Annotated in this window: 17 protein-coding genes; 7 read left to right on the top strand and 10 right to left on the bottom strand. The window is 74.1% G+C overall.

Annotated elements, in window-relative coordinates; translation table 11 throughout:
* Window positions 1-8: 8 nt before the first annotated feature.
* The 4 genes from AC067A_RS30635 to AC067A_RS30620 all read right to left on the bottom strand — a co-directional run bounded on the left by AC067A_RS30635 (window position 9) and on the right by AC067A_RS30620 (window position 5,666).
* Window positions 9-2,234 carry an NADP-dependent isocitrate dehydrogenase gene (locus AC067A_RS30635; RefSeq protein ID WP_479245959.1) on the bottom strand — a complete coding sequence of 742 codons (2,226 nt, stop codon included), beginning with the start codon at window positions 2,232-2,234 and terminating at the stop codon, window positions 9-11.
* 43 nt (window positions 2,235-2,277) lie between these two features.
* Complete coding sequence (locus tag AC067A_RS30630; protein WP_479245957.1) at window positions 2,278-3,351, bottom strand: phosphatase PAP2 family protein; 1,074 nt, start codon at window positions 3,349-3,351, stop codon at window positions 2,278-2,280.
* Complete coding sequence (locus AC067A_RS30625; RefSeq protein WP_479245955.1) at window positions 3,293-3,763, bottom strand: hypothetical protein; 471 nt, start codon at window positions 3,761-3,763, stop codon at window positions 3,293-3,295. The genes AC067A_RS30630 and AC067A_RS30625 overlap by 59 nt, the downstream gene beginning before the upstream one ends.
* Before the next feature lie 61 nt (window positions 3,764-3,824).
* A complete protein-coding gene (locus tag AC067A_RS30620; RefSeq protein WP_479245953.1) occupies window positions 3,825-5,666 on the bottom strand; it encodes a glycoside hydrolase family 15 protein in 1,842 nt (613 codons plus the stop codon).
* 195 nt (window positions 5,667-5,861) lie between these two features.
* On the opposite strand from AC067A_RS30620, the gene AC067A_RS30615 reads away from it, so the two are divergent.
* The 3 genes from AC067A_RS30615 to AC067A_RS30605 all read left to right on the top strand — a co-directional run bounded on the left by AC067A_RS30615 (window position 5,862) and on the right by AC067A_RS30605 (window position 10,422).
* Window positions 5,862-6,650, top strand: coding sequence for a glycosyltransferase family 2 protein (locus tag AC067A_RS30615; RefSeq protein ID WP_479245952.1), 789 nt, complete (start codon window positions 5,862-5,864; stop codon window positions 6,648-6,650).
* A 702-nt stretch (window positions 6,651-7,352) separates the two neighbouring features.
* The gene (locus AC067A_RS30610) at window positions 7,353-9,263 is read left to right on the top strand and encodes a glycosyltransferase family 4 protein (protein ID WP_479245950.1); all 1,911 of its coding nucleotides are present in this window, start codon (window positions 7,353-7,355) and stop codon (window positions 9,261-9,263) included.
* 64 nt (window positions 9,264-9,327) lie between these two features.
* A complete protein-coding gene (locus AC067A_RS30605) occupies window positions 9,328-10,422 on the top strand; it encodes a glycosyltransferase family 4 protein (protein ID WP_479245948.1) in 1,095 nt (364 codons plus the stop codon).
* A gap of 10 nt (window positions 10,423-10,432) precedes the next feature.
* Here the strand turns inward: AC067A_RS30605 and AC067A_RS30600 are convergent, their stop codons facing one another.
* The 5 genes from AC067A_RS30600 to AC067A_RS30580 form a co-directional block, all read right to left on the bottom strand.
* On the bottom strand, window positions 10,433-11,200 hold the full coding sequence (locus tag AC067A_RS30600) for a class I SAM-dependent methyltransferase (protein WP_479245947.1): 768 nt from the start codon (window positions 11,198-11,200) through the stop codon (window positions 10,433-10,435).
* On the bottom strand, window positions 11,200-15,711 hold the full coding sequence (locus AC067A_RS30595; RefSeq protein WP_479245946.1) for an aminotransferase class I/II-fold pyridoxal phosphate-dependent enzyme: 4,512 nt from the start codon (window positions 15,709-15,711) through the stop codon (window positions 11,200-11,202). The genes AC067A_RS30600 and AC067A_RS30595 overlap by 1 nt, the downstream gene beginning before the upstream one ends.
* A gap of 126 nt (window positions 15,712-15,837) precedes the next feature.
* Complete coding sequence (locus tag AC067A_RS30590) at window positions 15,838-16,872, bottom strand: LacI family DNA-binding transcriptional regulator (RefSeq protein WP_479245944.1); 1,035 nt, start codon at window positions 16,870-16,872, stop codon at window positions 15,838-15,840.
* 104 nt (window positions 16,873-16,976) lie between these two features.
* On the bottom strand, window positions 16,977-17,306 hold the full coding sequence (locus AC067A_RS30585) for a putative quinol monooxygenase (protein ID WP_479245943.1): 330 nt from the start codon (window positions 17,304-17,306) through the stop codon (window positions 16,977-16,979).
* A 46-nt stretch (window positions 17,307-17,352) separates the two neighbouring features.
* Window positions 17,353-18,117 (bottom strand): IclR family transcriptional regulator, encoded by a 765-nt coding sequence (locus tag AC067A_RS30580; RefSeq protein WP_479245941.1) that lies wholly within the window; start codon window positions 18,115-18,117, stop codon window positions 17,353-17,355.
* A gap of 290 nt (window positions 18,118-18,407) precedes the next feature.
* Here AC067A_RS30580 and AC067A_RS30575 point away from each other — a divergent pair, with 290 nt between their 5' ends.
* The 3 genes from AC067A_RS30575 (at window position 18,408) to AC067A_RS30565 (ending at window position 22,194) form a co-directional block, all read left to right on the top strand.
* A complete protein-coding gene (locus AC067A_RS30575) occupies window positions 18,408-20,159 on the top strand; it encodes a VanW family protein (RefSeq protein WP_479245939.1) in 1,752 nt (583 codons plus the stop codon).
* A 237-nt stretch (window positions 20,160-20,396) separates the two neighbouring features.
* Complete coding sequence (locus tag AC067A_RS30570) at window positions 20,397-21,428, top strand: serine hydrolase domain-containing protein (RefSeq protein WP_479245937.1); 1,032 nt, start codon at window positions 20,397-20,399, stop codon at window positions 21,426-21,428.
* 106 nt (window positions 21,429-21,534) lie between these two features.
* Entirely contained in the window at window positions 21,535-22,194 is a 660-nt protein-coding gene (locus tag AC067A_RS30565) for a GNAT family N-acetyltransferase (RefSeq protein WP_479245936.1), read from the top strand.
* 42 nt (window positions 22,195-22,236) lie between these two features.
* On the opposite strand, the gene AC067A_RS30560 is transcribed toward AC067A_RS30565, so the two are convergent.
* Entirely contained in the window at window positions 22,237-25,254 is a 3,018-nt protein-coding gene (locus AC067A_RS30560; RefSeq protein ID WP_479245935.1) for an AfsR/SARP family transcriptional regulator, read from the bottom strand.
* Between the two features lie 136 nt (window positions 25,255-25,390).
* Between AC067A_RS30560 and AC067A_RS30555 the strand changes: the two genes are divergently transcribed.
* Entirely contained in the window at window positions 25,391-26,836 is a 1,446-nt protein-coding gene (locus AC067A_RS30555) for a glyceraldehyde-3-phosphate dehydrogenase (RefSeq protein ID WP_479245934.1), read from the top strand.
* The last annotated feature ends 148 nt before the right edge of the window (window positions 26,837-26,984 follow it).

Genomic DNA, 26,984 nt, shown 5'->3' with positions numbered 1-26,984 from the left:
GCGCCGGTTCAGGCGAGGGACGCGACGGCCTCGTTGAACGTGGCGGACGGGCGCATCACGGCCGCGGCCTTGGCCGGGTCGGGCTGGTAGTAGCCGCCGATCTCGGCCGGGGAGCCCTGGACCGCGACGAGCTCGTCGACGATCTTCTGCTCGTTGGCGGCCAGCGTCTCGGCGAGCGGGGCGAAGGCCTTGGCCAGGTCCGCGTCCTCGGTCTGGGCGGCGAGCTCCTGGGCCCAGTAGAAGGCCAGGTAGAAGTGGCTGCCGCGGTTGTCGATACCACCGAGGCGACGGGTCGGCGACTTGTCCTCGTTGAGGAAGGTGCCGGTGGCGCGGTCGAGGGTGTCGGCGAGGACCTGGGCGCGGGCGTTGCCCGTGGTGGTCGCGAGGTGCTCGAAGGAGGCGGCCAGGGCGAAGAACTCGCCGAGGCTGTCCCAGCGGAGGTAGTTCTCCTTGACGAGCTGCTGGACGTGCTTCGGGGCGGAGCCGCCGGCGCCGGTCTCGAAGAGGCCGCCGCCCGCCATCAGCGGGACGACCGACAGCATCTTGGCGCTGGTGCCCAGCTCCAGGATCGGGAAGAGGTCGGTCAGGTAGTCGCGGAGGACGTTGCCGGTGACCGAGATGGTGTCCTCGCCGCGGCGGATGCGCTCCAGGGAGAACGCGGTGGCCTCGACCGGGGACAGGATCTTGATGTCCAGGCCCTCGGTGTCGTGCTCCGGGAGGTACTGCTTCACCTTGGCGATGAGCTGCGCGTCGTGGGCGCGGTTCTCGTCCAGCCAGAAGACGGCCGGGGCGCCGGTGGCGCGGGCGCGGGTGACGGCGAGCTTGACCCAGTCCTGGATGGGCAGGTCCTTGGTCTGGCAGGCGCGGAAGATGTCGCCCTCGGCGACCTCCTGCTCCAGGACGACGTTGCCCTCGGAGTCGACGAGGCGGACGGTGCCGGCCTCGGCGATCTCGAAGGTCTTGTCGTGGGAGCCGTACTCCTCGGCCTTCTGCGCCATGAGGCCGACGTTCGGGACGGAGCCCATGGTCGACGGGTCGAAGGCGCCGTGGGCGCGGCAGTCCTCGATGACGGTCTGGTACACACCGGAGTAGCTGTGGTCCGGGAGGACGGCGAGGGTGTCGGCCTCCTGGCCGTCCGGGCCCCACATGTGGCCGGAGGTGCGGATCATGGCCGGCATCGAGGCGTCGACGATGACGTCGGACGGCACGTGCAGGTTGGTGATGCCCTTGTCGGAGTCGACCATGGCGAGGGCCGGGCCCTCGGCGAGCTCGGCCTCGAAGGAGGCCTTGATCTCGGCGCCGAGGCCGTGCGGGAGGGCGTCGAGGCCGCCCAGGACGGTGCCGAGGCCGTCGTTCGGGGACAGACCGGCGGCGGTGAGCGCCTCGCCGTACTTGGCGAAGGTGTTCGGGAAGAAGGCGCGCACGACGTGGCCGAAGACGATCGGGTCGGAGACCTTCATCATCGTGGCCTTGAGGTGCACGGAGAAGAGCACGTTCTCGGCCTTGGCGCGGGCGACCTGCTCGCTCAGGAAGGTGCGGAGCGCGGCGGCGCGCATGACGGCGGCGTCGACGACCTCGCCGGCGATGACCTTCAGCGGGGCACGGAGCTCGCTGGTGGTGCCGTCGGCGGCGGTGAACTCGAAGCGGAGGGTGTCGTCCTTCGCGATGACGACGGACTTCTCCGTGGAGGCGAAGTCGTTCTCGCTCATGGTGGCGACGTTCGTCTTCGACTCGGGGGTCCAGGCGCCCATGCGGTGCGGGTGGGCCTTGGCGTAGTTCTTGACCGAGCCGGGCGCGCGGCGGTCGGAGTTGCCCTCGCGCAGGACCGGGTTGACGGCCGAGCCCTTGATCTTGTCGTAGCGGGCGCGGACGTCCTTGTCCTGGTCCGTCTGCGGGTCGTCCGGGTAGTCCGGGAGGGCGTAGCCCTGCGCCTGGAGCTCGGCGATCGCGGCCTTGAGCTGCGGGATGGACGCCGAGACGTTCGGCAGCTTGATGATGTTGGCGCCGGGCGTCTTGGCCAGGTCACCGAGCTCGGCGAGGGCGTCGGCGATGCGCTGGCCCTCCTCCAGGAACTCCGGGAAGACGGCGATGATGCGGCCCGCGAGCGAGATGTCACGCGTCTCGACCGTGACGCCGGCCTGCGAGGCATACGCCTGGATCACGGGCAGGAACGAGTACGTCGCCAGGGCGGGCGCCTCGTCAGTGTGGGTGTAGATGATGGTCGAGTCAGTCACCGGGTGCTCCGCTCCACGTCTGCGTATGCGAGATTGCTCGACATCAAGATATCTCGTGATCGCGGTCCTCGGTAAAGGGCCCCACCGGCTCGTCCTCGCGCCGCACCCCGGCGGCCTCCACGAAGGGCCCGCCGAGCCGGTACGGGGCGGGCGCGCCGTCCACGTCGACGCGGCGCAGCAGTCCGAGCAGGACGAGTCCGGCGGCGGCCGTCACGCCGGCGGCGAGGGCCTGCCCGCAGCGGTGGGCGAGCCGGAGCTCGGCGGGGTCGTAGGGGGCGGTGGCGGGCAGGCTGAGGGTGTCGCCGAGCAGCCAGAGGCCGGCGCCGAGTCCCGCCGCGGCGATCAGGGCGAGCGGGACGGTCACCGGGAGGCCCGGCAGGAAGGGGCCGCGCCGGGCGCCGGGGCGGACCTTGCCCTTGCGCGCGAGGAAGGCGATCAGCCCGCAGTCGACCGCGAGCACGACGAGGGCGGCGGCGATGACGTCGCCGGGCCGGTGCCGGCCCGAGGCGATGGTGTACGCGCCGACGGCGGCGGCCCAGAGGGTGCCCGCGCCGACGGCCAGGGCCCTGAACCGGTAGGGGACGACGAGGACGAGGCCGAAGGCGATGCCCAGGACCAGCGTGGTCTGGGCGCTGGGGAAGCCGCTGGGGACGAGGGCGCCCGCGGTGTCGAGGAGGCGGGGGCGGGGCGCGTACCGCTGGAGCAGGCCGGTGACGGCGAGGGCCGTGACCAGCCCGCCCGCCGCGGCCCCGGTGAGCGCGTACCGCTTGCGTATCAGGCCCACGGCGAGGAGGAGGACGCATCCGGCGGCCAGCGAGAAGGTGGTGAGGCCGGCGAGGGAGGGGTGATCGCGCAGCAGGGTGGCGGCGGCGGAGTCCGCGCGTCGGCCGGTCACGGCGGCGTCGCCCCAGCGGCGGCCGGTCGCCGTGAGCACGAGGCCCGCGTAGACGACCGTGAGGAGGAGGACTGCCCCGAGGCAGGCGCGCCGTGTCCGGGTGCGGACCCGGGTGCTGAAGGAGCCGGCGGTCTCGCCGGCCACGGCGGCGTACCACCAGGTGTCACCGGTCTCCAGCGGCCTCGGGGAGCCGCCGGCGCGGAGCCTGTCGTAGGAAGCCATGCCCCGATTCGAACCCACGCGCGGCCGCCCCGCCCGCTGGACTCACCCGAACGACACGCGGGCGCCGCTTCCGTCCGGGCCGGCCGCCCTCGACGGCGGGGCGCGCGGCCGCGGCGGCGGTCAGTGCTCGCGGGACGGGTGCCTCGCCGAGGAGCAGGAGGACGAGGCCCAGCAGCAGGACGAGCACGCTCGCCCCGCCGGGGCCGGCGCGTACGGCCCGGTCGTCGGCGAGGGGGGCTGCGACCTGGACGGCGAAGGCGGCGGCCGTCAGCGGCCGGCCCCCGCCGTAGAGGCCCGTCCGGAAGACCCGGGCACGCAGCCAGGGCCGGACCCGGCCGGTGCGGATCGCGGCGGCGCCGCCGGCGGCGAAGAGGAGCGCGATGGCGCCCGGGACGGCGACGTGCCGGTCCATGTCCGGCCCCCTCGTCCCCGGCCCGCTGCCGGGGTCGGGGTCGGGGTCGGGGTCGGGGCGATCATGCCACAGCGAGGTGACGGGAGCCGTCGCGGTCGTGACGGCGGGTGCCGTAGAGGGTGAACGCCGTGTTCACCAGGGCGACATGACTGAGCGCCTGGGGCATGTTGCCGAGCTGGCGGGCGGCGGCCGGGTCCCATTCCTCGGCGAGGAGGCCGACGTCGTTGCGGATGTCGAGGACGCGCTCGAAGACGGCGCGGGCCTCGGCGGGACGGCCCGTCATGGCGAGGGCGTCGGCGTACCAGAACGTGCAGGCGACGAAGGCTCCCTCGGTGCCGCCGAGGTCGTCGAGGGCGTGGGTGCCGCCGTCCCGTACGTCCCCGTACCGGCGCAGGAACCCGTGGTCGTCGAGCCGTTCCATCGCCTGCACGGTGCCGACGACCCGCGGGTCGCCGGGCGGGAGGAAGCCGAGCCGGGGGATCAGCAGGGCGGTGGCGTCGACCTGGGGGCTTCCGTAGGACTGGGTGAAGGAGCGCTGCTCGGGGCTCCAGCCCCGGTCGCAGATCTCCGCGTGCAGCTCGTGGCGCAGCGCCTGCCAGCGGTGCACGGAGCCGCGGAGTCCGGCGACGCGGGCGAGGCGGACGGCCCGGTCGGCGGCGACCCAGGCCATCACCTTGGAGTGGACGAAGTGGCGGCGCGGGCCGCGGACCTCCCAGATGCCCTCGTCGGGTTCCTGCCAGCGTTCGCCGAGGTATTCCAGGAGCGCGGCGACCAGGGCCCAGGTCGGGGGGTCGAGGACGACACCGGCCCGGACCGCCGAGTAGACGGTGTTGAGCACCTCGCCGTAGATGTCGAGCTGGAACTGGTCGACGGCCGCGTTGCCGAACCTGACGGGACGTGAACCCTCGTAGCCGGGAAGCCAGTCGGCGTCCGTCTCCGGGAGGCGGCGCTGCCCCTCGACCCCGTACAGCGGCTGGAGGTCGGCCGGGGCGCCCGCGACGGCGCGGAGGAGCCACGCCGTCCAGGCGAGCGCCTCCCTCCGGTAGCCGCCGCGCAGCAGGCAGGAGAGCGTGAAGGTGGAGTCGCGCAACCAGCAGAAGCGGTAGTCCCAGTTGCGTTCGCCTCCGATGGACTCGGGGAGGGAGGCCGTGGCCGCCGCGACGACGCCGCCGGTGGGGGCGTACGTGAGCGCCTTGAGGGTGAGCAGGGAGCGGATGACGGCCTCCCTGGCGGGACCGTCGTAACGCAGCGCGGCGGCCCAGTCGTTCCAGAAGGCGAGGGTCCGGGTGAGGGCGCCGTCGATCCCCGCGGGCGTGACGGCGGGGGGCGCGGCGGCGTGCGAGGGGCGCCAGCCGAGGGTGAAGGCGACGCGGCGGCCGGCCGTGACGGTGAAGTCGACGGTGCTGCCGTCCGGGGTGAGGACGGGGTCGACGCCGGGGCCGCAGGAGAGGTAGGCGGCGTCGGGTCCGGCGATGGAGGCGACGGTGCGGCGGTCCACGGAGCGGGTCCACGGCACGATGCTGCCGTGGTGGAAGCGGACCGTCGACTCGCCGCGCATCGCGACCCGTCCGGCGACTCCCTCGACCAGGCGGACGATCGTCGGGGCGTCCTCCCCGGGGGAGCGCGGCGGCATGAAGTCGGTGACCCGGACCGTGCCCGAGACGGATTCCCAGACGGTGTCGAGGACGAGCGTGTCGCCGCGGTAACTCCTGCGCGTGCAGCGGGCCGCGTCGACGGGGGCGAGGAGCCACCGGCCGTGTTCCGGCTCGCCCAGGAGGGCGGCGAGACAGGCGGGCGAGTCGAAGCGGGGTGCGCACCACCAGTCGACGGACCCGTCGGTCCCGATGAGCGCCGCCGTCTCCAGGTCACCGACGAGGGCGTAGTCTTCAATTCGCCCTGCCATGACGGGATTGTATGCCGGGCGGGGGGCCGTTGCATAAGCGACCGGCTTTCCCGCGGGAAGTCGTCAGGTCACAGGGGCCGTTCCTTTCCGGGTATTCCTTCGCACAGGACGGCATATTCTTCCGCTTTTCTTGACGCTGTGGACCTCCGCGCAGGATTCTGGAAGACGCGGGTCCGCCGCGCGGAAGGCGTACCGATGAGTAGTGATTCGCACCCCCTGCGCCGGTCGACCGACCGGACGCCGGGTGCCGGGGCGCGGACGGTGAGCCTCGTGCTCACGATCCGCCCCGGCCACGAGGACCCGGGGGCCGGTCTCGACGTCCTGCTCGGACAGGTGCCCGCGAGCGTGCGGGAGGTGGTGCTGGTCGGGGCGCCGGACGGTGCGGGAGGTACCGACGGGGGCGGGGCGCGACCGGGCCTGACGGTGCGGAGCGTGGGGGCCTGGGACTTCGGGAGGGGCGACACCCCGCACGCGGGCCTGCTGGCCGCCACCGGGGACCTGATCGTGCTGATGAACGCCGACGGAAGCATGTCCCCGCACGAGATCCCGCATTTCCTGCATTACCTGGAGAACGGCTACGACTTCGTCAAGGGATCGCGTTTCATCGCGGGCGGGGACGTCGCCGCCTCCTCGCTGGCGCGGCGCCTGGGACATCGCGCGCTGCTGCGCGTGGCACGCAGGCTGTACGGCCAGCACCTCACCGATCTCTGGTACGGGTTCTGCGCATTCCGGCGCTCGTTCGTCGATCTTCTCGACCTGCGCGAGGACGGGGTGGAACTCGGGGCGGAACTCGTCGCGCACGCGCTGCACTACGGGCTGCGCGTGGCCGAGGTACCCAGCCGCGAGCTGCCGTGCCGCCACGGGGCGTCGCGCCTGCGCACCGTCCGTGACGGTGCCCGCATCCTCGGCACGCTCCTCGACGAACGACCGCACAACGCGCTGTCCCGCCTGGCCCGCGGCCCCTTCCGCGGCTCCTCCGGTTGACGAATCACCCCCCGGAAGCTAAGGCTGGATACAGCGCTTTTCAGGACAAGCGCTACAGGACAGACGTTTCGAGACGGATCGGCCCAGAACTCGTCAGGCCCTCGGTAGGGTCGGTTGCCGGAAGAGGCTCGTCGTGACCTTCCTCCCCATCAGCCGAACGCCGGCGGCATCCGCACCGCATCCCCTGCGGCGGGTGACCGACTGGCCCCTGTCCGAGGCCCGGCGCCGTCCGCTCCGCACCGCCCCGCACCGCCCGACCGCCCACCCGGCGCGCCGGGTCTCCGACCGGATCCACGCCGCCGCCACGCCGCCCGCAGGCCGGACGTGCAGGCCGCACGGCGCGGCCCGGCGGCGGCGCGCCCGTTCGGTGCGCGCGCACGCCCCGCGTCGCCGCGGTTCCGGCGGACGAGGCGCCTCCGCCCCATCGGGCGGACCAGATCGATCGGGCGGCTCTGACGGCGCCGCTCCGGGCACCCGCGTCACGCACGCCCCCCCGCACGCCGTCACCCACCTCAGCCACGTCACCCGGCTCATCGACGTCCCCTCGCCGTGCCCCGGTTCGGACGTCCACTTGCCGTCCCCCGGTTCGGACGTCCCCTCGCCGTCCCCCGCTTCGGACGTCCCGTCGCCGTACCCCGGTTCACGCGCCCGGGCGTACCCCGACGGGATCCGGCGGACCGGTGGACCTCGGAGGCGGCTGCCATGACCGCCGTACGAGGTCCTCTTCTGGTCGCCGTGTCGGGGCCCGCCGACGCCGGCCGGTCCGCTCTCGTCGACAGGCTGGCGGCGCTGCTCGACGAACGCGGCCTGGCCGTGGTCGTCGTACGGGGTCACGGCTGTCTCCTGTGCCGCCTGCTCCCGGTTCGCACGCCCGCGAGGGGCGCGGGGAAACCGGGCGGGGACGGGTGGGCACGACGCGCGACGGATCCCAAGCGCCGGGGAGCCGCGCCGCGCCGTGCCCACGCGTTCCTGGAGGCGGGCGAACTCGCCGTCCGGATCGCGGTGGCCCGGACGGTGGCACGGAGGCGCGCCCGGACACGCGGCGGACAGGCGGTGGTCGTGACCGAACGGGGGCCGCTGGACGGCCTGGTGGCGTTCGACCCGCCGGCCTCCTCCGGCGTGGCGGGTGCCTTCCGCGGGATCGCCGGCCGCTACCACCTGACGCTCCTCGTCGACACCGGACCGGACGCGCCCCGGGGCCGCGACCGGTCGGAGACGGCCGGTCACCCGGCCCCCTCCTGGGCCCGTTACCGCGCCTGGTCGCGGCGGCTGCCGCGGATCGCCCGGCTCGCCGGCGAGCGGGCGCCGTCCCTGGTCGCGGGCTCGGCCCTGGAGCGGATCGTCGACGCGGTACGGGAACGGGAGCGGGCCGTCGAGCGGCCTCGGGCCCGGATGCGGGGACGGGCCGCCGAGCGGGCGCGGGCAGGCGTGCGGGACGCCTCGCGGAACCCGGGCGAGGGCGTGCGGCGGCACGTGGTGGTGTCCGTCTACGACGGCGACGACCTGCCCGGCCACCGGGGCGGCGGAGCCCTGGTGGCCGCGAAGGTGGCCCGGCGGCTCGCCGAGGACTTCCGGGTCACGGTCGTGACGGCGGGGCGGCACGGCGGCACGGAGGAGCGCGACGGCGTCCGGTACGTGCGGCTGCCGGTGGGCCGGGCCGGGCCGCGCGCGGGACGGCTGCTGTTCCTGGCGCTGCTGCCGCTCGTGTCCCGCCGCATCCGGCACGATCTGTGGCTGGAGAGCTTCACGCCCCCGTTCTCGACGAGCTTCCTGCCGCTGACCACGGCCGCCCCCGTCGTCGGCATCGACCAGGGTCGCTGCGCGAAGGCGCTGTGGCGGCGCTATCACATCCCGTTCTTCCTGGTGGAGAGGCTGGGACTGCGCTGCTACCGGCACATCGTGGTGACGAACACGGCGGACGGCGTGGAGGTCCGGCGGCTCAGCCCCCGGGCCGACGTGCAGGTGATCACCGGCGGCGTCGAGCAGCACGGTCTCGACGAGACACGGCTCGGCACGGGGCAGTTCATCCTCTTCCTGGGCCGCGTCGACAGCTGGGCCTCGGGCCTCGACCTGCTGCTCGACGCGTACGACCGGGCCCGGCCTCCGCTGGACCTGCTGCTGGCGGGGAGCGGCACCCCGGAGGAGGAACGCCGCCTCGCCGACCTCCTCGCCGACCGGCCCCACGGGGCGGAGCCGCGGATCCACTGGGTGGGTCCCGCCGAGGACGAGCGCAGACGCCAACTCCTGCGCGACAGCGCGTTCCTGGTGCTTCCGTCCCGCCACGAGACCTTCGGTCTCGCGGCCCTCGAAGGCATGGCGTACGGCAAGCCCGTGCTCCACTTCGACCTGCCGGCGCTGCGCTGGATGCGCGACGGCGGGGACGTGGCCGTGCGGCCGTTCGACGTGGCGGCCTTCGGGGAGCGCATGGCCGAGCTGGCCGCCGACGCGGCGCTCCGCCGTCGTCTCGGGCGGCGCGCGGGGCTGGCCGCACGGCACTACACGTGGGACGAGACGACGGGCCGCTACCTGGCCCTCGCCCACCGGCTCCTGGACTCCCCCGCCTTCCCCCGGCGGCCGCGGAAGAAGGGGGCGTCATGGCAGTCGACCTGCTGACGGGTCCCGCCTCCGCGTCAGGTGTTCCGCGCCGTCGGCGGAGCGGCCGCACCGGCGGTGCGTGATGGCCGTCGTCGAGCGGCGTCCCCGCGTGCTGCTCCTGACCAGCGGTCCGCTGGACGGGACGGAGGGCAGTGACGTGCGGCTCGCCAGGTCCGTCCTCGACGCCCTGCCCGACGTGGACTTCTTCTGGCTCACCCAGTGGCCGCATCCGCGGCGCGCCGGGCCGCGGCGGGGGCGCCCCGTCCGCGTCCTCTCCCGCGGTGAGGAGCCGCACGCCTCCGAACGCGTGCAGGCGGCGCTGGCCGCGGCGGTGTTCTCGCGCCGGGTCGACCTGGTGCACGCCGTCCTGACGGTCGGTCGCGTCTTCCCGGTGTTCTCGTGGCTGCGTCCGCTGCTGCTCGGCGGGCGGCCGGTCGTCCACACGGTGCCCTGCGTGGTGGACCCCGGGATCCTGGCGCGCGTCCGGCCGCTGGGGACGACGGTGGCCCTCTCGGAGTCGATGGCGCGCCGGCTGCGGGCCGCCGACTTCGGCGACGTACGGGTGGTGCCGCCCATGATCGCCCTGGACCGGTGGCCGTACCTGCCGCGTCCCGAGGGCTTCCCCACGGTCCTGTTCACCGGCCACCACGATCCGCACGGCGGGGCGGAGTTGTCGATCGACGCGGCGGCGGAGGCCCACCGCGCGGGCAGCCGGTTCCGGCTCGTGCTCGCGATGCGCGGCCGGCCGGGCCAGGACCAGGAGGCGCTGAACGAGGCGCTGCGGGAGCGGGCCGGTGCGGCGGGTCTCGTCGACGTGGAGGTGCGGGGGTACGTCGAGGACATGCACGCCCTGCTGGCCTCCGTCCACGTGCTGCTGTTCCCGCCGGTCTCCCTCGGCCGCAAGGCGGACATCCCGTTCACGGTGCTGGAGGCCCTGGCCTCGGGCCGGCCGGCCGTCCTCAGCGACCTGCCGCAGTTCGCCGACTTCGGGCACGCCGTGCTGCGGGCCCCCGCCGGTGACGCGCGCCGCACGGGGCAGCAGTTGGCGTGGCTGCTCGACCGGCCGCGCTCCTGGGACATGCTCGCCGACCGGGGAAGGGCGCTGGTCGAGGACCACTTCGGCCCGGAGCGGTTCGCCGCCCGGTACGCGGCCCTCTACCGGGAGTTGCTGTCCTGACGACGGGCGCTCAGCCGGGCCGCTCCGCCGTCAGCAGGAGCACGCCGGTGTCCCCGTACTCGGGCAGCGTGCGGTCCTTGGCCAGCCGGACGATCCGCAGGCCGGTGGTGCGGGGCGCGAACACGCTCCGCAGGGTCTCCTCGTCGACCGGGCAGGCGGGCCAGACCGGTCCGGTGCCGATGCGGTAGCTCGGCATCTGTTCCATGAAGGAGGCGAGAAGCCGGCCGCCGGGGCGTACCGCCCGGACGAAGGCGGTGCACAGCGCGGTGAACTCCTCGAAGTCCTCGGTGACGCTCTCGGCGACGAAGTTCATGGACGCGAGGTCGTAGCGGCCCGGGGTCAGGTCGCCGGCGGTGCCGGGCACGACCCGGACCCGGGCGAGCGCCTCGGCGCAGTCCTCCGGGAGGGCGGGGTCGAGCGAGCGGCAGAGCGCGTAGAAGGGCTGCCAGCTGTCGTCGGCCCCGTGGACGAGCTGGTGGCGGAGGTAGCGGACGCTGGCGGCGCTGGGTTCGAGTGCGTCGACGTGACGGCTGGCGGCGCCCGCCAGCATCAGCGGGTACAGGTTGGGCCCGGCGCCCAGTTCCAGCGTGCGGGTCAGGGAGGCGGGGCCGTAGCTCCGGTAGACGGCGGAGTGGTGGTGGATGACGCCGACGTCGCACGGGTGGAGCCGGCGGTAGTTCTCGGCGAGGTAGTCGGCGACGGGCCAGGCGTTCCAGTCGGCGTCGCGGTTGCGGCGGGCCCGGTGGTCCGCCCGCGGGCGCGGTTCGGTGCGGCCCATCACTGCTCCGGCGGCCGGCCGGCCGCGACGGGGCCGTCGGCGGCGGGCTGGAGGGCGAAGCGGCCGGCGAGTTCGGTGAGGGCCGCGCAGAGTTCGTCGATCTCCTCGTCGGTGTTGGCGGCGGTGACCTGGACGCGGAAGCCCACCCGGTCGCGCGGGACGAGGGGGTAGGAGGCGAGGGTCACGTAGATGCCGTGTTCCCAGAGGAAGTCGGCGACGGCGTCGAGGTCGCCGGCGTCGCCGAGGGGGATCTCGATGATCGGCAGCCCGTCGGTGTTGGGGGTGACGATCCCGAGGCCGCGGACGTGGGCGAGGACGCGGGCCGTCTTGCGGTACAGGTCGGCGCGGATCTCGTCCCCGCGCTCCTCGTTGACGTCGAGTCCGGCGAGGGCGGTGGCCAGCGAGGCGGTCGGCGAGGGTCCCGAGTAGAGGTACGGCGCCGCCGCCACCTTGAGGTGGTCCTTGAGCCACCGCGGTACGGCGAGGAAGGCGAGCAGCGAGGAGAACGCCTTGGAGAAGCCGCCGACCAGGACGAGGTCGTCGTAGCTCTCGCCGAGGTGGCGGACGATGCTGTTGCCGCGCGAGCCGTACGGGCTGCTCTCGCCGGGGGTGCGTTCCCCGATGACGCCGAAGCCGTGGGCGTCGTCGATGTACAGCAGGGCGCCGTTCTCCCGGCAGATCCGGGCCAGGGCGGGCAGGTCGGGGAAGTTGCCGGTCATGCTGTTGACGCCGTCCATGCAGACGAGCCGGCCGGCGTCGGCGGGCGCGCCGCGCAGCAGGGCGTCCAGCTCCTCGGGCCGGTCGGAACGGAAGCGGTGGATCTCGGCGCCCTGGCCGCGGGCGGCGACGCAGCCGTCGTACACCGTGCGGTGCGCCTGCGCCTCGACGAAGACCTGGCCGGTGCCGGCGAGCAGCGGGATGACCGACTGGTGGATGAGGGTGATGGTGGGCAGGAGGAGGGTGTCGGAGGCGCCGAGGAGTTCGGTGAGCCGCTCCTCGATCCGGGGGTAGAGCCGGGGGCTGCCGATGAGGCGCGACCAGCTCGGGTGGGTGCCCCAGCGTCTCACCTCCGGTTCGATCGCGTCGATGACGGTGGGGTCGAGGTCGAGGCCGAGGTAGTTGCAGGAGGCGAAGTCGACGAGCCAGTCGTCGCCGACGCGGATGCGCCGGCCGTCGATCTCGTCGATGACGGCGTCGCACATGCGGCTGGTCCGCTGGAGGTGTTCCAGGTCCCGCCAGCGGGACGGCCGCGGGGGTCGTCCGGTCGCGGACGTCACCTCGTGGACGGTGGTGTGCCCGGCGATGCGGGCGGCCGGGCCGGGGACGGGGGGATCGGCGAGCCGGACGGCCGGGCGGTCCGCCGCGTGCGGGGCGCGGTGCAGGTACGACTCCGCCTGGTGCGCGGTCATCGGGCGGGCGAAGAGGTAGCCCTGCCCGAACCGGCAGCCCATGTCGGCGAGGAGTGCCCGTTGTTCCTCGTGCTCGATGCCCTCGGCGACGACCTGGAGGCCGAGGACGTCGGCGATGCGCACGATGCCCTCGACGAGCGCGACCTGCTGCGGGTCGGTGGTGATGTCGTCGATGAACGACTTGTCGACCTTCAGGACGTCGATGGGGAACTCGCGGAGGTAGCTGAGCGAGGAGAACCCGGTGCCGAAGTCGTCGATGGCGATGGAGACGCCCAGGTCCTTGAGGGCGGCCATCGTCGTGCGGATCTGGGCGTCCTGCCGCATGAGGACGGTCTCGGTGAGCTCCAGGACGAGCGAGCCGGCCGCGAGTCCGGACGAGTGGAGGGCGCGCCGTACCTCTTCCAGGAGTCCCGGGTCGCGGAACTGGCGGGCGGAGACGTTGACGTTGGCGTACAGGGGGACGGCGCGGGGGTGGGCGCGCTGCCAGCGGGCGATGTCGAGCGCCGCGTGTTCGAGGACCCAGGCGCCCAGCGGCATGATGTGGCCGCTCTCCTCGGCGAGGGTGATGAACTGGTCGGGCGGCACCATCCCGCGCCGGGCGTGCGGCCACCGGATGAGCGCTTCGAGGCCGGCCGGGGCGCCGGTGTCCACCTCGACGATCGGCTGGTAGCGCAGGGCGAAGGCGTGGTCGGCGATGGCGGCGTCCATGCCCGCCTGGAGCTCGTGGCGGGCGACGAGCCGGGAGTGGAGCTCGGGGTGGAAGAGCCGCCAGCGCTTCTTGCCGGCCGCCTTCGCCGCGTACAGGGCGAGGTCGGCGTGGCCGAGGAGTTCCTCGGCGTGGGCGCTGTCGAGGACGGTCGCGATGCCGACGCTCGTGGAGACGGAGACGGCTCCGTCGGTGAGGTGGAAGGGCTGGCTCAGGGTGTGCACGATCTCGGCCGCCAGGGCCTCGGCGTCGCGGGGTTCGCGGGCGCCCTCGATGAGGACGGCGAACTCGTCGCCGCCGAGCCTGGCGGCGGTGTCGGTGAGCCGCAGGACGGCGGTGAGGCGGCGGGCGACGGCGACGAGGAGTTCGTCGCCGACGGAGTGGCCCATGGTGTCGTTGACGACCTTGAAGTCGTCGAGGTCGACGAAGAGCATGCAGGTGAGGGTGGACTCGCGGCGGCCGCGGAGCAGCGCCCGCTCGACCCGCTCCAGGAGCAGGACCCGGTTGGGGAGGCCGGTGAGGGAGTCGTGGAAGGCCCGGTGGGTCAGTTCCCGTTCGAGTTTCCGCTGCTCGGTGACGTCCCGCAGGGTGAGGACGAGGCCGTGCACCGTGCGTTCGTTGCGCAGGTTGCTGCACCGGACCTCGACCTCCAGGTCGGATGCGTCGCCGTGGAGGAGCTTCCAGTCGTCGCGGGCGTCGACGGAGCCGCGGCCCCGGGCGTCGGCGAGGACGCGCAGGGCGCCGGGGGCGTCGGCGGGGGCGATCAGGTCGGTGAGCGGGGTGCCGGGGAGGAGCGGGTGGCCGAACAGGCTCTCGGCGGAGGGGCTCGCGTACCGGACGGTGTCGTCGTCGTCGACGATGAGGATGACGTCCGAGGTGTTGTGCACGAGGGTGCGGAAGTAGGCCTCGCTGGTCCGGCGGTTGACCTCCTCGCTGAGCCGGAAGCGTTCGAGGGCGAGCGCGGCCTGGGAGGCCAGGGACTGGGCGGGCGCGGCGATCTCGGCGAGCTTCTTCTCGGGTCCGGCGAGCAGCAGCACGCCGAGCAGCGGTTCGCGCCCCGTGGGTGTCTGGAGCTCCAGGGGGCAGAGCAGGGCGTGGGTCTCGCCGGCCACCTCGGCGGCGACGGCGGGGTCGAGCCGCAGGACGGGCAGGAGGCGGGCGCCGTCGGCCACGAGCTGGGGCCAGGCGGTGTCGGGGTGCCGGGTCAGCACCTCGGTCCGGCAGCTCCAGGGGTGGTTGACGGTGGCGACGGCGTCGAGGCCGCCCCCGCGGTCCCGGGTGAAGAGCAGGACCCGGTGGTCGGCGTCCTGGCCGAAGAGCGTCGCGGACGCCGTCTCCACGGCGCCGGCGACCTCGCGGGGGCTCAGGGCGGCGACGAGGGAGGCGGCGGCGGTCCTGAGGCTCCGTTCGCGTGCCTCGGCCCGGTCGTGCTCGTTCATCATGCCCCAGAGACGGGCGAGGACCAGGAGGAACATCAGCGCCGAGAAGATCGCGATGACGGCGATGTCCTGGTCCCGGTCGTGGCGCAGCGACTGGAAGAGGAGCAGGGCGGGGGCGACGAGGGAGGCCCCGGCGAGCAGCGCGAGCCGTCGTTCGGCCATCTTCGGCGCCGGCTCCGGGGCGCGTTCGGTGAGGCCGGTCATCGAGGGGTGGAGGGCGGCGAGGCCCCAGGCGGTGAAGAAGACGACCCAGCCCAGGTCCCAGGCGGTGCCGACCTGCCAGGTGCCCTTGAGCTGGAGGGTGCCGTAGATGACGTCGGAGGCGAGGATGCCGCAGGTGCCGAGGGTGAGGAGCTGCACGGACCGGGAGCGCAGGCCGCCGGGGACGAGGAGCCGGGCGAGCATGGCGAGCATGAGCACGTCGCCGAGGGGATAGGCGATGGAGATCGCCTTCTCGGTCCAGCTCATGTCCTCGCTCCTGGCGAGCGGGGTGATGAGGTTGACCCAGGACAGCAGCGCGAGGCCGGAGGTGAGGATGAGCGCGTCGAGGACGACGCCGAGGTCGCGCCCGACCGCCCGGTAGCGGATGAAGCCGAACAGGCCGATGGCGAACAGCGGGTAGGTGATCAGGTACAGCGCGTCGGCGAGGGACGGGAAGGGTCTGGTCTGGCCGAAGAAGGCCTCCAGGGCGTTGTACGTGGTGTCGCCGCCCACGAACGCCAGGTTGGCGGCGGCGAGGACCAGCCAGGGCCAGCGCCGGGCGGGCCGGTGCAGATGGACGCCGACGAGGATCGCCGCGACGCCGCTCAGCCCGATGAGCGCCCACAGGACGGTGTGCCGGGCGGGGAACATCAGGTAGGCGACGGTGAGGAGCGCCACGGCCAGCAGGTACAGCAGGGTCCATCTGCGCAGTGCGCCGGTCTTGGTGGGCGACCGGTCGGGCTGGCCCAGCGGCATCGTCGACCGCCCCCTTGTCGGGTCGGACGCGTCGAGGCGCCCTGGTCGCGGATACGGACCCCGTACGGTGTCCATTGTCCGGGGCCGCCCGAGCGGCTGCATCTCGGCGCCGTGGGCGTCCGTCCGTCAGGAGGACGCGCGGACGACGAGTTCGGTGGGGAGCATCCGGCGGGGCTGGTCGTCGGCGTCGCTGGGGTCGGCGATCTCCTGGAGGAGTACGCGGGCCATGGCGCGGCCCATCTCCTCGATGGGCTGGCGGACGCTGGTCAGGGGCGGGTCCATGTGCCGGGCGACGGCGGAGTCGTCGACGCCGACGAGGGCGACGTCCTCGGGGACGCGGCGGCCCGCCTCGCGCAGGACGCCCCGCGCGCCCGCGGCCATCACGTCGGAGGCGGCGAAGACGGCGTCCAGGTCGGGCCTTCGGCCGAGGAGTTCCCGCATGGCGCGGCGGCCGCCCTCCTCGGTGAAGTCGCCGGTGGCGACGAGGTCCGGGGCGGGGGCGAGCCCGGCCTCGGCCAGGCCCTCGCGGTAGCCGTCGAGCCGGCAGCGGGCCACGTACATGTCGAGGGGGCCGGTGATGGTGGCGATGGAGCGCCGGCCGCGGGCGGCGAGATGGGCGACGGCGGTCCGGCCGGCGCCGGTGTTGTCGGAGTCGACGAAGGCGACGCGTTCGTCCTCGGTCCGGCGCCCGTTGAGGACGGCGGGCAGGCCCAGTGCCCTGACCTGGTCGGGCAGCGGGTCGGCGCCGTGTACGGAGACGAGGAGGACGCCGTCGACGCGCTGCGCCGCGAGGTACTGCTCGAAGCGCTGCCGCTCCTGTTCGCTGCGGATCAGGGTGAGAAGCAACTGCTTGTCGGCGTCGGCGAGTTCGCTGCTGACACCGCGGATGATGTCGAGGAAGTACGGCTCCGCGAACAGCCGGGCCTCGGTCTCGGGGATCACGAGGGCGACGGCGTCGGTGCGGCTTCCGGCGAGTGCGCGGGCGGCCCGGTTGGGGACGTAACCGAGTTCGGCGACGGCCTGTTCGACGGCGGCCTTGGCCTGTTCGCTCACCTTGGGAGAGCCGTTGATGACCCGGGAGACCGTGCCGCGGCCGACGCCTGCCCTGGCCGCGACCTCCTCCAGGGTGGGCCTGCCGGTCTGCCGTCCGCTCGCCGCCATGTGCCGCTTCTCCCCTCGGGCCGCCGCCCCGCCTGCGTTGCACGCGAACCTATCAGGCGGGACGGCGTACGCCGGGGTGTGTGCGGCGGGGCCGCGGACCCTCCTCAGGCGTCGGTCGGCGCGAGCTCGGCCATGGCGCCCCAGCCCTGCTGCGGCACCTCGACGTTGATGATCTCGGGGGTGGTGGCGACGGCTCCGGCCAGGGTGGCGAGGCCGGCCTTGAAGTGCGCGGAGGCGACGTGGGCGGCGCCGGCCTCGGCGTCGGCGAAGGCCTCCAGGAGGACGAAGACGTTCGGGTCGTCGACGCTGCGGGACCAGTCGAAGAAGAGGTTGCCGGGCTCCTCGCGGGTGGCGCGGGTGAAGTCGGCGACCAGGTCGAGCCAGCGGTCGGCGTGGTCGGGGCGGGCGGTGAACCGCACGGCGATGAAGATCATGCGTCCACTCTGCGACCGCCCGCCGCGGCGGCGCGCGTCCGACCGGTCAGGATTCCGGCAGGGCCGGAAAGCCGGGGACGGCCCGCACCAGCGCGGCCCTGATGTCGCCCTGCCGACGGGCGAAGTCGGCGGTGGGCAGGGACACCGACAGCGCGTGGACGATCCCGTCGCCGCGTTCCGGCAGGGCCACGGCGAGACAGGTGTACGCCGGGTCGGCCTCCCCAACCGACACGGCGAAGCCCTGGTCGCGGACCCGGGCGGCCTCGGCCTCGAAGCGTTCCTCGCTGGTGATCGTCCGGTCGGTGAAGCGGGCCATGCCGTGCTCCGTCAGGTAGCGGCGGCGCAGCGGGCGCGGCAGCGCGGCGAGCAGCGCCTTGCCGTGGGCGGTCGCGTGCGCGCGGAACTCGGGGCCCGGCACGAAAGGGTGGGCCGCGTCGGTCACCGGCGCGGTGGTGTCGACCACCGTGATCCGCCCGTCGCGGTAGGCCGTGTGGTACGCCTCCGCGCCCGTGGCGCGGCGCAGCCGGCCGAGCAGTTCGCCGGTCCCCGCGCCGAGTCCGTGGTGCCGCTGGTGGGAGCGGTGGAGCGCCGGGACCCGCGGGCCGGGCGCGTACCCCTCGGCGGTGCGCACCAGGTAGCCGCGGGCCAGCAGCGGCCCGGTCAGGTGGTAGACGGTCGACAGGGCGCACCCGAGCCGCCGCGCCAGCGCCTTCGCCGCCACCGGCCGGTCCGCGTCGGCGACCGTGTCCAGGACGGCGAGGGCCCGGTCGACGGACTGGGGACCCGGGCTGGGGCTCGGTGTGACGGACATCGCTCCAGCTTAGGCGTCAGGCCCCGGCGGATGGGTCGCGCCGGTCGGGATCCGGACACCTCCGGGCCGCTCGGGGGCTGCCCGGATCCCGCTCGGCACCCCGCCCGGATCGCGCTCGGGGCACCGTCCGGATTCCGCTCGGGGCGCCGCCCGGATCCCGCTCGGGCACGGTCCGTGGCCACTTCGGCGCGCTTCGTATCACAGCAGGTCAAAGCCTCCTTATGTGCATAAGACACTCTTTCGGCGTACCGTCGTGTGGATCCCCCATCCCCGACGCCCCGGGAGAGCGTGTGCTCCGCTCCAGGACCGACCATGCCCCGACGCCCCGCCAGGGGCGCAGCCCGCGCCTGCGCACGGCGGCGATCGCGACGGGCGTGGTCGCCGTCGCCGCGGGCGGCCTGTACGTGGCGGGGCTCGTCGCCACCGGGGACGACATATCGGCCGGCACCCGGGTCGACGGCATCGACATCGGCGGGATGAGCCGCGCGGAGGCGCGCGCCAGGCTCGCGGCCGAGGCCCCCGCCTCGTGGACCGCGCCGATACCCGTCCAGGTCGGCGACCGCGCGACCACCGTCGCCCCCGCCGAGGCGGGGCTGACCGTGGACGTGGCGAAGACCGCCGACCTGGCAGCCGACCCGGCCCGCGACCCGTTCACCGTGATCGGCCGGCTCTTCTCGTCCGGCGAACGCGAGATCCGTCCCGTGCTCGCCTACGACGAGGGCAAGGCGAAGGCCGCCGTGGCCGGCCTCGCGAAGGAGAACGACCGCGCGGTCCGCGAGGGATCCGTCGCCTTCCGCGACGGCAAGGCGGTCGCGACCCAGCCGGTGACGGGCCGGAAGCTGGACACCGGCCGTGCCGTGGAGACCCTGCGCGCGGCCTATCCCGCCACGACGGGCGCCTCCGCCGTGAGCCTCCCCGTCTCCGTGACCGAGCCCAAGCTGCCCGCCGCCGAGGTGACGCGCTTCCTCGACACGTACGCGAAGCCCGCCGTGTCCGGGCCGGTGACCCTCACCACGGGTACCGAGCGGCTCCGCATCTCCCCCGCCACGCTCGGCGACCACCTCACCGTGAAGAACGAGGACGGGCGGCTCACCGCCGACCTCGACCCCGAGGCGCTGCTGCGCGACCCCGACGTGGCGCGACCGATCGCCGGGCTGACCGGCACGCCGGTCGAGGCGGCCCTCGGCGTGCGGGACGGCAGGGTCGTGGTCGAGTCGGAGGGCCGTCCGGGCCACGAGGTGACCGCGAAGGCGCTCGGCGACGCCGTGCGCCCGCTGCTCACGAAGACCGGTGCGGCGGCGCGTACGGCTCCGGTGGCCACCACGGTCACCCAGCCCCAGCTGACCGCCGAGTCGCTGGCCCGCCTCGGGATCACCGAGCAGATGTCGTCGTTCACGGTGAACTTCCCCACCGCTCCGTACCGGACGAAGAACATCGGCCGGGCGGCCGAGCTCATCAACGGTTCGCTCGTGCAGCCCGGCGAGGTGTGGAGCTTCAACAGGACGGTCGGCGAGCGCACCGCCGACAACGGTTTCGTCGACGGCACGATGATCCTCGACGGCCAGTACCGGTCGGCCCCCGGCGGCGGTGTGTCGGCCATGGCCACGACCGTCTTCAACGCCATGTTCTTCGCCGGGGTGAAGCCCGTCGAGTACGGCGCCCACTCGTTCTACATCGAGCGCTACCCCGCCGGCCGCGAGGCCACCGTCGCCTGGGGCAGCCTGGACCTGAAGTTCCGCAACGACACGGGCAAGCCGATCTACATCAAGGCGGGCGCGACGGACTCCTCGGTGACGGTCAGCTTCCTCGGGACGAAGAAGTACGACTCCGTCGAGGCGGTCGAGGGACCCCGCACCAACCTCACGGAGCCCACGAAGCGCGAGGGCACCGGCGAGGCCTGCGTGCCGCAGCCGCCGCTCGAGGGGTTCGACATCTCGGTGGACCGGGTCTTCAGGAACGGCGGGGCCGAGGTGAAGCGGGAGACCTTCAAGACCCACTACACCCCGCGCGACGAGGTCACCTGCAAGACGACGACGGACTGACGGGCCGGGGACGCCCGGGTCGCTTCTCGCCCTTCGTCCGGGCCTGACGGGCCGGGAGGCAGCGCCGGTCCGCCGCGCCGCCGCACATGCCGGCGGGCGACACCGGGGCGGGGAGGCCGCCACGGCGGGACACGGGCCACCGGAAGGGTGTCTTCCGGTACGGCCGGGGCATCACTCCGGAGCGGCCCGTCAGCCCCTCCCGGCGGGCCCGCCCCGTGCGACCCGTCGGAGGCAGCCTTGGCACAGCGCAGCGACCCCTTCGAGCGGATCCTCGACGACGCCGTGCGCGCGGGCGTCACCCCCGGCGCGGCCTGGGCCGTGGGCGACGCCCGCACCACCCTTTCCTCCGGCGCGGTAGGGCTGCTCGACCCGGCGCGCCCCGGTGAACCGGTGCGCGCCGACACCCTCTTCGACGTCGCGAGCCTGACGAAGATCCTCGCGGTGTGGGCCGTCGTCGGCACCCTCGTCGACGCCGGGAAGCTGGACCTGACCGCTCCGCTCGGCTCGTACTGGCCGGAGGCGGCCGGCCGGCCGCTGTCCGGGGCCACCGCGCACGACCTGCTCACGCACACCGCGGGCCTGCCGCTCCGCGCCAACCTCCGCCATCTGTACGGCTCCGACCCGCAGGACGTCCGGGACGGCGTCCTCGCCGAACCGCTGCGGCACCGGCCGGGCGAGGCGGTCGCGTACACCGACCGGGCCGCGCTGATCCTCGGCTACCTCGCCGAGCACCTCACCCGGCGGCCCCTCCCCCGGCTTGCCGGGGAGCGCGTCTGGGGCCCCCTCGCCATGACGGAGACCCGGTACGGGCCGCTGGACGCCGCGGCGCGGGAGCGGTGCGCGCCCACCGAGTACGACGAGGAGAGCGGCGCCCGTCTGAAGGGCACCGTCCACGACTTCTCGGCCCGGCTCCTCGGCGGAGCCTGCGGGATCGCCGGGGTCTTCACCACCACCGCCGACATCGGCCGGTTCCTGCGCCATCTGCTCGCCCCGGTGCCCGGCGTCTTCTCCGCCGACTGGACGGCGGCCTCGCTCCGCGTCCGCACGGGTCCGCTCGTCCCGCCGCGCGGCCTGTTCTGGCATCCGGCACCGGGCACGGAGCCGCCGGACGACGTCTGGGCGCACTTCGGCTTCACGGGCACGGCCCTGTGGGTCTCGCCGACGCGCGGCCGCTGGGCCGTCCTGCTCACCAACCGGCTCTACCTCACGCGCGACCCCGGCCCGCTGGCCCGGGTCCGGGACGTCTTCCGGGCCCTCGCCTTTCCGTGACGGCTCCCCCGAGAGAATTTCGGGTGCTCCCCGCTACGGGGCTCTGCCACTCTGCTCACCAGCTGGACGGTCTTTGACGGGTTCGACGCGTACGGAGTGCGGATTCATGGGTTTCACCCTGGAAGGGCCGGTTCTGGAGGGCGCGTTCGTGCGTCTGGAGCCGCTGGGGCACCACCACGCCACCGGCCTCGCCGACGCGGCGGAGGAGGAACGGGACTCGTACGGCTTCACCTGGGTGCCGCGCCGGGAGGAGGTCGGGGCGTACATCGACACGCAGCTCGGTCGCGCCGCCGACGGCAGGCTCGCCCCGTACGTCCAGGTGGACGCGGTGACCGGCCGCGTCGTCGGCGCCACCTCCTTCTGGGAGCCGCGCCCGTGGCCGTCCGGGGAGGGCCTCTGCGCGGTCGAGGTCGGCTTCACCTGGCTCGCGGCCTCCGCCCAGGGCACCGGCGTCAACACCGAGGCCAAGTACCTGCTGTTCCGGCACGCCTTCGAGACCTGGGGCGTGGCCCGGGTCGACCTCAGGACCGACGCCCGCAACGCCCGCTCGCGGGCCGCCATCCAGAGCGTCGGCGCCACCTTCGAGGGCGTCCTGCGGAACTCCGCCCGCTCCTGGGCCCCCGGCGAGGACGGTCGCCTCCGGGACTCCGCCGTCTTCTCGGTCATCACCGAGGAATGGCCCGACCGCCGCACCGCCCTCGAACACCGCCTCGCCGCCCTCCGCGAACGCCGCACGTCCCCCACCACCGCCCCCGGGCGGGCCTGACGCCGTGGTGCCCCGGACCCGGCGGGAAGTGCCGGACAGGCCCTAGCCGCGCCGGCCGCCCCAGGAGGCGGACGGGCAGGGCACGGGGCGCGGGGTGGGGGCGTGAGGGGCGGGCGGGGGGTCGGGGAGGGCCGCGAGGCCTTCCAGGCACTCCTCGACGCGGGTGGGGAGGCGGTGTCGGCGCGCGAGCTCCAGGCAGGTCTCCCAGGTGTCGCGGGCGGCGGCCCACTCGCCGAAGTGGTGGTGGGTCCGGGCGGTGACGACGAGGCAGTCGGCGGTGCCGCCGTGGTCGTTCATGCGGTGCCGGATGTCGAGTGCCTTCTCGAGGGCGGCGAACGCCTCGTCGCGGCGTCCGAGGACGCGCAGGTTGTCCGCCTGGTTCGTCAGGGCGGTGGCCAGGAAGACCCCGTGGCCGGCGCCCTGCAGGAGGTCGACGATCCGCCGGTAGTCGGCGGCCGCCAGGTCGAGTTCGCCGCGCAGGTGACGGATGTCGGCGATCCGGCTGAGCAGCAGCGCCTCCCCGCGGCTGTTCCCCAGACCGCGGTGGAGGTCACGGGAGACCTCGGCGTGGACGAGGGCCTGCTCGGCGTCGCCGATCTGGATGTACAGAGCGGAGATGTTGCCGAGGATGGAGGCCCGGGCCGCCGTGTCGCCGCGTGCGGTGAAGAGCTCCAGGGCGATGCCGAGGTGCTCCAGGCAGGCCTCGTTGCGGAACGCCATGCCGTGGGCGACGGCCATCCGCCGGTGCAGCCAGGCCTGGCCGAGCGTGTCGTCGTGGGCACGGGCGATGTCCATCGCCTGGGCGAGGCAGGTGTCCCACTCCCCCGTCCACCAGTGGGTGCCGGCGTAGCCGAAGAGCCCTACGGCCAGTCGCCACGCCATGTCGGAGCGGCCGAGCTCGCCGGCCTGGGCGAGGGCGTCCCGGACGGCCGGGAGCTCCCTGGCGGACCAGCGGATCGCCTCGTCGTCGTCGGCGAACGCGGGCAGCGACAGGGTCGTCCCGGCCTCCGCGTCGAGCGGTGGCGGGGACTGCGTCTCCCGGGTGGCCGTGCGCGTCGCCTCCGACAGGGCCGCGACGTACCAGGCGATGATCCGCAGGGCGGCGGCGGCGCGCTCCTCCTCCGGGTCCTCCTCGTCGCCCCGCTGCCCGGCGTACTCGCCCAGCAGGTCGTGGAGCACGTACCGGTCCGGCTCGGGGTTGAGGACGAGATGGGCGTCGGCCAGTACGTCCAGGACGGCGGCGGCCCGGGCCTCGGTGAGGTCGAGCAGGGCCGCGGCGGACTGCGGGGTGACCGGGTGCGCCGACCACACCCGGCCCAGGGTCCGGAAGGCGCGGGCGGCCTCGCGTTCCAGGGGACGGTGGCTGTCGCGCATGGCCACGTAGCTCATGGCGAAGGTCCGCTGGACGTCGAAGGTTCCCATCGAGAGGGTCTCCAGGCGGCCCTGGTGGGGCGTCAGCCGGCGGGCGAGGAGCGCGAGGGGCCAGTGGGGCCGGGAGGCCAGCCGTCCGCCGACGATGTGCAGCGCGAGCGGCAGGCCCCCGCAGGCGGCCAGGATGTCGGCCAGTGCCTCGGGCTCGCTCCGTACGCGGTCGGCTCCGGCGAGCCTGGCGAGCAGCGCGTGCTGGTCGGCCGGGGACAGCGGGGAGAGCGGGACGCCGGCGGATCCCGGCAGGTCGGCCAGGAGCTGCCGGCTGGTGATCAGGGCGGCGCTCCGTCCGCCCGCCGGGAGGAGGGGCGCCACGTGGGCGGCGTCGCGCGCGTTGTCGAGGACCAGGAGGACGCGCCGCTCGGCGAGTGCCGCCTGGAGCAGCAGGGCCCGGTCGTCGGTGTCGTCGGGCAGCGCCTCGTGGTGCACGCCCAGGTCGGACAGGAACCGGGCGAGCAGCTCGTGGGCCGTCCGCGCGCCGTGGGAGCAGTAGCCGCGCAGGTCGGCGTAGAGCGCCCCGTCGGGGAACTCCTCGCGGAGCCCGTACGCGACGTGGACGGCGAGGGCGGTCTTCCCCACGCCGCCCATGCCGGAGATCACCACGGGCCTGACGTACGGGGAGGGGCGGGCCTGCTCCTGACGGGGCGCCGGCACCGTGGGCGCCGGACGGCCCGCGGACGCCTCGCCGTTCGCCCGGGCCTCATCGGCGCCGGGCGCCCCGCACTCCGTCGCCGGCCCGGTGAGCAGGGAGCGCACGAGGGCCACCTCGTCCTCGCGGCCGGTGAAGGCGTCGCCCTCGTAGGGCAGCTGGAAGGGGGGCCGGGGCGGCGCGGCGGCCGGGGCGGGAGCCGGGGCCGGGCGGGGGGCGGGCTCGCCCGCGAGGAGCTCGCGGTGGGCGTCCTGGACGGCGGCGCCGGGTTCGGTGCCGAGCTCGTCGACCAGGCCGCGGCGCAGCCGCTGGAAGGCGGAGAAGGCCTCCGCCTGGCGGCCGGAGCGGTGCAGGGCCCGGATGAGCAGCCCGTGGAACTCCTCGCGCAGGGGGTGCTCGGCGGCCAGGGTGGCGAGCGGGCCGACGGCCTCGTGGTGGCGGCCGAGGCGGAGCTCGGCGTCGAAGTTCCACTCCAGGGCCTGGAGGCGCGCCTCGGCGAGCCGGTGGATCCGGAGGGCGGGCGCCTCGGTGTCGGAGAAGGGGGCCAGGTCGGCCAGGGGTGTGCCGCGCCACAGCGGCAGGGCGAGCGCGGTCTGCCGCCGGACCTCCTCCCAGTCCTCGCGGCGGTGCGCCTCGCGTACGGCGCCGACGCGCTCCTCGAAGACGTCGGCGTCCAGTTCGCCCTCGTGGACCAGCAGCCGGTAGCCGGGGGCCACGGTCCGCAGGCGCTCCTCGGCGCCGCCGTCGGCGGCGGAGAGGACCCTGCGGAGCCGGGTGAGGTGGTTGGCGAGGGCGGCGTCGGCGCTGGCCGGCACGGACGCGCCCCAGAGGGCCTCCTTGAGGGCGTCCCTGGACACCGTGTGGTTCGCCTGGAGTAACAGCGCGGCGAGCAGGACCCGGACCTTCGGACCGGTCACCGGTCGCGGCTCCGTCCCGTCGTGGACGACGAGCGGTCCCAACAGCCCGAACTTCACCACCACCATGCCCCCGCATCAGGTAGGCGGGCCGCCTGCGAGCGGCGGATCCCGACGGGCCCCATCGTACGGTTCGGCACCCCTTGATTGATCAAACCGGCCGGGGGTTACCATATGAGCGCCGCCTAGCTCGAAAGATAATCTTGTGACTGTCAATGACGACTCGTTCACCAGTTGGAAGAACCGCGAGGAGATCGCGGAGTCGATGATCCCGATCATCGGGAAGCTGCACCGGGAGCAGGACGTCACCGTCCTGGTCCACAGCCGCTCCCTGGTGAACAAGTCGGTGGTCAGCCTCCTGAAGACCCATCGCTTCGCCCGGCAGATCGACGGCGAGGAGCTCTCGGTCACCGAGACGCTCCCGTTCCTCCAGACGCTCACGACCCTCGACCTCGGCCCGTGCCAGATCGACATCGGTGTGCTGGCCGCTGACTACAAGACCGACGACCGCGGGCTCTCCGTGGCCGAGTTCACCGCCGAGGCCGTCGCCGGCGCCACGGGCGAGAACAAGATCGAGCGCCGTGACGGACGCGACGTCGTCCTCTACGGCTTCGGCCGCATCGGCCGCCTGGTCGCCCGCCTCCTCATCGAGAAGGCCGGTTCCGGCAACGGTCTGCGCCTGCGCGCGATCGTCGTCCGCGGCGGCGGCGACCAGGACCTCGTGAAGCGCGCCTCGCTGCTGCGCCGCGACTCCATCCACGGCCAGTTCCAGGGCACGATCACCGTCGACGAGGCGAACAGCACCATCGTCGCCAACGGCAACACGATCAAGGTGATCTACGCCAACGACCCCTCCGAGGTCGACTACACGGCGTACGGCATCGAGAACGCCATCCTCATCGACAACACCGGCAAGTGGCGGGACCGCGAGGGCCTCTCCAAGCACCTGCGCCCCGGCATCGACAAGGTCGTCCTCACCGCGCCCGGCAAGGGCGACGTGCCGAACATCGTGCACGGCGTGAACCACGACACGGTCAAGCCGGACGAGCAGATCCTGTCCTGCGCGTCCTGCACCACGAACGCGATCGTCCCGCCGCTGAAGGCCATGGACGACGAGTACGGCGTGCTGCGCGGCCACGTGGAGACGGTCCACTCGTTCACGAACGACCAGAACCTGCTGGACAACTACCACAAGGCCGACCGTCGCGGCCGTTCCGCGCCGCTCAACATGGTGATCACCGAGACCGGTGCCGCCTCGGCCGTCGCCAAGGCGCTGCCCGACCTCAAGGCCCCGATCACCGGCAGCTCGATCCGCGTCCCCGTCCCGGACGTCTCGATCGCGATCCTGAGCCTGCGCCTGGGCCGTGAGACCACCCGCGAAGAGGTCCTCGAGTACCTCCGCGACGTCTCGCTGCACTCGCCGCTGAAGCGTCAGATCGACTTCACCACGGCCCCCGACGCCGTCTCGATGGACTTCGTCGGCTCGCGCCACGCGTCCATCGTCGACGCCGGTGCGACCAAGGTCGACGGCGACAACGCGATCCTCTACCTGTGGTACGACAACGAGTTCGGCTACTCGTGCCAGGTCATCCGGGTCGTCCAGCACGTCTCCGGCGTGGAGTACCCGACCTTCCCGGTCCCGGCGGTCTGATCCCCGCCCCTCCGCACCACAGCACGGCGGCGCGCCCCCCCCCCCCCCCCCCGGGGGGGCGGCCCCCCCCCCCCCCCCCCCCCCGCGGGCGGCCCGGCCGGCGTCCCCCTGGGGTCGCTCCCGGGTCCCTCCCCCCCTTACGTACCGG

The organism is Streptomyces sp. NPDC043176 (assembly GCF_056436715.1).
The sequence above is the reverse complement of the archived record's forward strand: the minus strand, read 5'-3'. Positions and strand labels throughout refer to the sequence as shown.